Genomic DNA, 6,000 nt, shown 5'->3' with positions numbered 1-6,000 from the left:
GGTCTTCCATCCGCCACCGCGAGGCCAATAGTAGCACACACGGTCTGTTCTAAGTTACAAGGGCTAGGGTGAGGGGCCAGGCATCTAGCTGCGGCCCCACTGGCTCTCCTGACTATCTCAGTTTGCTCAACCAGCCTTCTTCACACCAACAAACGCAATCGCCGCCAGGATCACGCTGGCGACCACGTTCCAGCCGGCCATCGAGATGCCGAGGACGCGCAGTGCCGCTTCCGTGCAGGATGGGCCTTTGACGGTGCTGAGCTCGTTCAGGAGGTCGCCGGCATTCTGCGTCAAGCTGCTGGCCGAGGTGGAGCAGGTCGCCGGTCCGGCCCAGAAATGCCATTCGACACCGGCGTGATAGACGCCGATGCCGCCGCCGTACACCATCAGGAGGCCGGCGATCGCCAGCAGCGTGCGGGTGATCCAGGAAGGCAGGCGGAGGACGGCCGTCAGGGCTGCGACGATCGCGACGGGAATGCCGTAGTAATAGGGCTGGCGCTGCTCCAGGCAGAGCGCGCAGGGGATGTAGTGGCCGATATACTGGAAGCCGAGCGCCGAGCCGACGACGATGATCATGCCGATCGCAAGCAACGCCGAATAACCGAGGCCGGCGCGAGAGGAGGTCAAAGTCTGGGACATCAAAGGGGCTCCGTGGTCAGTTTGCCAGAGCAAAATGGAAGATGCCGTAGAGGGCGATGAGAATGCCGGCGGCGGCCATGGTGATCTGGCCGAGGCGCTTCTCGATGAAGTGGCGGATCGATTCGCCGTAGCGACGCAGCAGAAAGGCGAGGAAGAAGAAGCGGGCGCCACGGGCGACGATGGCCGAGATGATGAACAGGCCGAGATCAATGTGAGCGACGCCGGAGAGGATCGTCACCACCTTGATCGGCGGCAGATGCGCAAGGCCGGAGGTGACCAGCAGCAGAACGATCCATTCGTAGGTGACGCCTGCGCTCATCTGGTTGAAGGCGTCGAGCTTGCCGTAGAATTCCAGGATCGGCTTGGCGATGGTCTCGAAGGCGTAGTAGCCGAGCGCCCAGCCAGCGATGCCGCCGAGCACGGAGGCGATGGTCGCCGTCAGTGCATAACGCCAGGCCCGCTCGGGCTTGGCGAGCGACATGGGCAGAAACAGGACGTCCGCGGGGACAAGAAAGACGGAGCTTTCGACGAAGGCGATAACGGCCAACCAGACTTCCGCCGATTTGCGGCCGGCCAGCGACATGGTCCAATCGTAGAGTCTACGTAGCATGGTACCCCCTTTTGCTGCGTTGCACACCTTTAGGGACGAGGATTGTGGCTGTAAATGGCCGCAGGCTTGGGCGGGCAGCACAAAGTCAAAATTTTTCGTGAAGCCGGGGTGATCGGCGTCGCTGCGTTTTTGTTTAGTGTTTTCTTATGTTTCGGGTTCCGAACACTGCGCTAATGACAGTTTTTTCGGTCTCCATGTTCAGTCGATATCTATCTTTGTGGCGAATTTTCCAAAGAAATTAAATATTTCCGGGTAATCCATGTTATGTTGAGGCAATAATTAAAATAATCAGACAAGGAGAATTTAGATGAGGCGGTTTAATTTATTTTTCACCGGACGACAGTACGCGATTTTCTTCATCGAAACATCGGTTCTATCCGCTGGTATTGCTCTCATGCTCATTGCTAATCTTCCTGTGATTCACTGAATTCTGCTGATCGCCGTCCGGATGGGTGGCGCCTGTTGCAGGGCTGATGCCTTTATCACATGTACCCTGCCGTGCTTTGGAACTTTTTCTGCATCCAAGGGTTTATGGTTCGTGATGTGGAGGAGTATCGCTATGAGCAACGATTTCAATAGACCAAATCCAGACCTCGGAACGCCGCCGCTGTCACGTCGCCCGCCCTGGGCATCGTGGCTGGTTATCCTGGCGGCGGCTGTGGTAGCCGCATTGGCGTGGAACTTCTGGCCTCACACGAGTTCGATGGAAGCAACCGCTCCGTCGTCTCAGAGCACAACGACCCAGCCGCCAGCGACGACACAGCCACCGGCAACGTCAACGCCGCCCGCGACGGCACCCGCTCAGCAGTAAGGAAAGCCCGCCAGCAATGGCGGGTTTTCCATCCGCAGGATCCCGGCCGCACCTTGAGGGAGCGCTTCGTTCCTTCAAGGCATGGCCGGGTTCTTGCGTGCATGTTCAATGAGTTACGCTGATATAAAAGTTAATGTGAAATTAAAGTAAAATATTCCTGGAAAACCGTGCTATGACAGCTCTCATAGGAAACGGTTTCCGCTTTTGTGCGGAAGTGAAATCGTCTTCTTCCCTCTTGGCATGCAACGATAGGTGAGAGCCGTCAGCGATGACGGCGGGCGCCATCATGATGCCAGCGGTGAAAGCCCTTGCCCAACCGACCAGCAACTCAAACGGAGGATGCAGATAATGCCAGTCCATATCGCTCCAACCTTGAAAACCCGCAAGGGATTCAAGTGCAAGATCAGTGAAAAGACCGACACAGTGTTTCGCGAGATCACCACAGGCAAAGTCCCTCAACGGCTGGAGAAGGCTGCTCTTCTTAAAGCACTGCGTATAGAGCGGGAACGGCCAACACGCCCGCAGCGCCCGGCTTGAGGACATCTTGAGCGGCCGCCCGAAAGGTACGCTCAGCCAATTGAATGTTCGAATCGGAAAGCCCGCCGCGAGCGGGTTTTTTATTGGGTAAAATTTGGCTGTTCGGCCGGATGGTGGTGCCCCATGCCGGAGTCGAACCAGCACTTCTTTCGAAACTCGATTTTGAGTCGAGCGCGTCTACCAATTCCGCCAATGGGGCATCATGACGTAGCTCCACTAGATGGAGACAGCCATGAAGTCAAGGCGAGAAGATGAGGCATGGCTCAATGAGGTCGGAAAGGGAATCTTGGGGTCGAACGTGTTGTTTTTGCCCCACATGTCGCGAATGATCACCGCGCGGCTCTTACCGCATAACACAATCCCGCGTGAGGGTTGGATAGCTGGGTCTTGTCAAGCACGATGAAGCCGGCCTTAAGCAACGGAGCAATGAGGTCCATCTGGGTCAGCTCCTTGGACCACCATTTGTGCCATTCGATCACCATGGCATCGATGGAGCCGAAAAGTTCGTGCTGCGCCAGCGTCTTGAAAATCCCAAACTCGGATCCCTCGCAATCCATCTTGATAACGAGGTCCATGCCCGCCTTCCTGGCGCGCTCGGCCAGCGGGCCGATGACAGAGGCGGCTTCCTTGATACGGATTGTCTCAGGTTTTCCGGCATCGGCCCCCCTTACAGAGATGCCGATCGTTGCATCGGAGTGGACCAAGACTTCCGTCTGCTCGTCTTTTTCGCCCAGTCCGAATTGGTTTGGCTTGATCTTGGTGGCGGTCTTCGGGTTCAGCGCGAAATTCTTCAGTGCCCTGGCATGAGGTAGCGAGAAAGGCTCGAATGCATACACCTCCCGCACGGTCGGATCCTTCGCCATGAATAGCGATGCTAGGCCGGCATTCATGCCGATGTCGACGACAATCTTGTCGCGCCCGGTGATGAAATTGTATTCGTTGTGAATGAAAATCTCATGCAGGACCTGGAGATCTTCTTCATTGTAGACATAAAATCTGGTTCCGGAAAAATCAGCGATAATATCCTGCGCGGTGACTTGGAAGGTAAAGCCGTTCTTCTCGAAATGCTTGAATTTGTCGGCATGGTCCTTGAATAGTGGATTGGCCATCTCCGGTAGGACGACTTCCAGTATCTGGTTGCCCTGAAGGTCGATCCGCTTCAAGGGGCGATCGACCTTTACGGTGAACGCTCCCGCCCCGGTTGAAACGACTCGGAATTCAAAGACGTCTTCCTCATCCGCATCGAACTGCAGGGCAACGCGCTTATCCGATCGTAGCAGCTCAGCGCCGGTGAGGCGCTTTTGTACCAGAGTCCGAGAGCCGAAACCTGCAACGACATCGATATTGCAGCAAACTGTGTCAACCGGCACGGCCGGGTCGGCCTCGATAGGAAATTCGACGATATAGCGTCCCGGTGAAAGGGTCACATAAGGGCCATAGAGTACCCATCCTGCTTGCCCCTTCTTGACAGACACACGCTCGTTCCCTTGTTCATTCACAACTTGCCCAGTCTTGGAATGGATCAAAACCTGTTTCCTTATTGACGAGGGAGACGGAAGTGGGTGTCCCGCAGGGATGCTGTCGCAACCTTGAGGCGAGCGAGAGGTTGCTATCTAAGATCATGTTTGGCAAGACTAATTTTCGAGGGGCTACAATATTGCCGTGTTCTGTCCGGCTTAGACGCAATATGTCTCCAACCATCTGCAAGGTACGAGACAACGGAAATGATATCCGTTGAAACGCCTTATTTTTCGAATGTCATCAGAGGCAGAATACTAAGGGCGCTTGCTCTATGATCGAGCGCGCAAGTCGGGTGCGCGAGTTATTGCGAGTGTTCCGCAGGGTTGCGGCTCGGCCCATGGCGATAGTTTGTCGCCATGGGCATTTCTCTGTTTGCCTCAGTGCGCCATCGCCGGAGCCCTATCCGTCGAGCCGGGCTTGCTGATGGTCAGCGCCAGGATGGCGGCGAGCACGCAGAAGGCGCCGGCGACGAAGAAGGCGGGGAGGTAGGTGTTGAGTTCGGTGCGGGTCAGGCCGGCGCCATAGGCGGCGGTCGCGGCGCCGAGCTGGTGGGCGGCAAAGACCCAGCCGAAGACCAGGCCGGCCTTTTCGCGGCCGAAACGGTCGGCGGCGATCTTGACGGTCGGCGGCACGGTGGCGATCCAGTCGAGGCCGTAGAAGACGGCGAAGATCGACAGGCCATAGAAGGTGAAGTCGCTAAAGGGCAGGTAGACCAGCGACAGGCCGCGCAGGCCGTAATACCAGAAGAGCAGCCAGCGATTGTCGAAGCGGTCGGAGAGCCAGCCAGAGCCGATGGTGCCGAAGAAATCGAAGATGCCCATGACGGCCAGCACGCTGGCGGCGGCCACCGGCACGATGCCGAAATCACCGCAGAGCGTGACGAAATGCGTCTGGATCAGGCCGTTTGTGGAGAGCCCGCAGATGAAGAAGGTGGCTGCCAGGATCCAGAAGGTCGAGCTCCTAGACGCTTCCTTCAGGATGACGATCGGTGAGGCGAGCGCCGCCTTCAGGCTCTTGGCGGGTGGCGGCGGCGTGACGTGGATCTCGCCGACGAGCGGCAGGTTCATGTCCGACGGGCGGTCGCGCATCAACAGCAGCACGATCAGGGCTGCGACGACGATCATGCCGCAGACGAAGATTACGGTGGTGCGCCAGCCGTAGTGGGTCGTCAGCTCGGCCATCAGCGGCAGGAAGACGAGCTGGCCGGTGGCGGAGCTTGCCGAGAGCATGCCGATGACGAGGCCGCGATGCTTGGTGAACCAGCGCGTGGACACCGTGGCGGCGAGCACCATGGCGGTCAGCCCGGTGCCGAAGCCGACGATGATGCCCCAGCAGAGCAGCAACTGCCAGACTTGCGTCATGAACAGCGAGCCGATGAAGCCGACGCTGATGGTGGCGAGCGCAAAGACGATGACCTTGCGGACGCCGAAATAGTTCATGAAGGCAGCAGCGAAAGGCCCCATCAGGCCGAACAGCACCAGACGGACGGCAAGCGCCGAGGAAATGGACGAGGTGCTCCAGCCGAACTCGTCTTCCAGCGGCTTGATGAGCACGCCGGGGGCGCCCATGGCGCCGGCGGTGACGAGCATGGTGAGGAAAGTGGCGCCGACGACGACCCATCCGTAATGGATGTTGCGGCGGGCCAGCGTCGAGGCGAGAACTGTGGAGACCATGGGATGCGTTCCAGTGGGGTTTCGTGTTTCGGCATTCAAGATCGGCAAAGGTCGGCGGCTGCCAGCCTGAAAAGAGTCGGTGATGTCATATTCGCTCGTATCGCAATGCCCTTCTCCCGGCTTGAACGATTGTGCAAAGGCATTTAGATGATAGCGATCATATTTGTTGCATATTCATGATGGTCATCATATAAATTGTCAATTCATAT

At 57.5% G+C, this 6,000-nt stretch carries 5 protein-coding genes and 1 tRNA gene; 1 reads left to right on the top strand and 5 read right to left on the bottom strand.

The window, feature by feature from the left end:
- Positions 1-126: 126 nt before the first annotated feature.
- Complete coding sequence (locus AC1RO0_RS31280) at positions 127-639, bottom strand: disulfide bond formation protein B (RefSeq protein ID WP_498596407.1); 513 nt, start codon at positions 637-639, stop codon at positions 127-129.
- Positions 640-655: 16 nt separating this feature from the next.
- The gene (locus tag AC1RO0_RS31275; RefSeq protein ID WP_007693662.1) at positions 656-1,249 is read right to left on the bottom strand and encodes a YqaA family protein; all 594 of its coding nucleotides are present in this window, start codon (positions 1,247-1,249) and stop codon (positions 656-658) included.
- A 1,159-nt stretch (positions 1,250-2,408) separates the two neighbouring features.
- On the opposite strand from AC1RO0_RS31275, the gene AC1RO0_RS31270 reads away from it, so the two are divergent.
- Positions 2,409-2,597 (top strand): hypothetical protein, encoded by a 189-nt coding sequence (locus tag AC1RO0_RS31270; protein WP_498596406.1) that lies wholly within the window; start codon positions 2,409-2,411, stop codon positions 2,595-2,597.
- A 114-nt stretch (positions 2,598-2,711) separates the two neighbouring features.
- Here AC1RO0_RS31270 and AC1RO0_RS31265 read toward each other — a convergent pair.
- From AC1RO0_RS31265 to AC1RO0_RS31255, 3 genes are all read right to left on the bottom strand, one after another.
- Positions 2,712-2,796: transfer RNA gene (locus AC1RO0_RS31265), tRNA-Leu, on the bottom strand.
- A gap of 130 nt (positions 2,797-2,926) precedes the next feature.
- On the bottom strand, positions 2,927-4,123 hold the full coding sequence (locus tag AC1RO0_RS31260; protein WP_498596405.1) for an FkbM family methyltransferase: 1,197 nt from the start codon (positions 4,121-4,123) through the stop codon (positions 2,927-2,929).
- A 372-nt stretch (positions 4,124-4,495) separates the two neighbouring features.
- Complete coding sequence (locus AC1RO0_RS31255) at positions 4,496-5,791, bottom strand: MFS transporter (protein ID WP_498596404.1); 1,296 nt, start codon at positions 5,789-5,791, stop codon at positions 4,496-4,498.
- Positions 5,792-6,000 lie beyond the last annotated feature (209 nt).

Source organism: Rhizobium sp. GW821-FHT14E12 (assembly GCF_058803745.1).
Note: the sequence above shows the minus strand (reverse complement) of the source record. Positions and strands in the feature narration are given on the sequence as shown.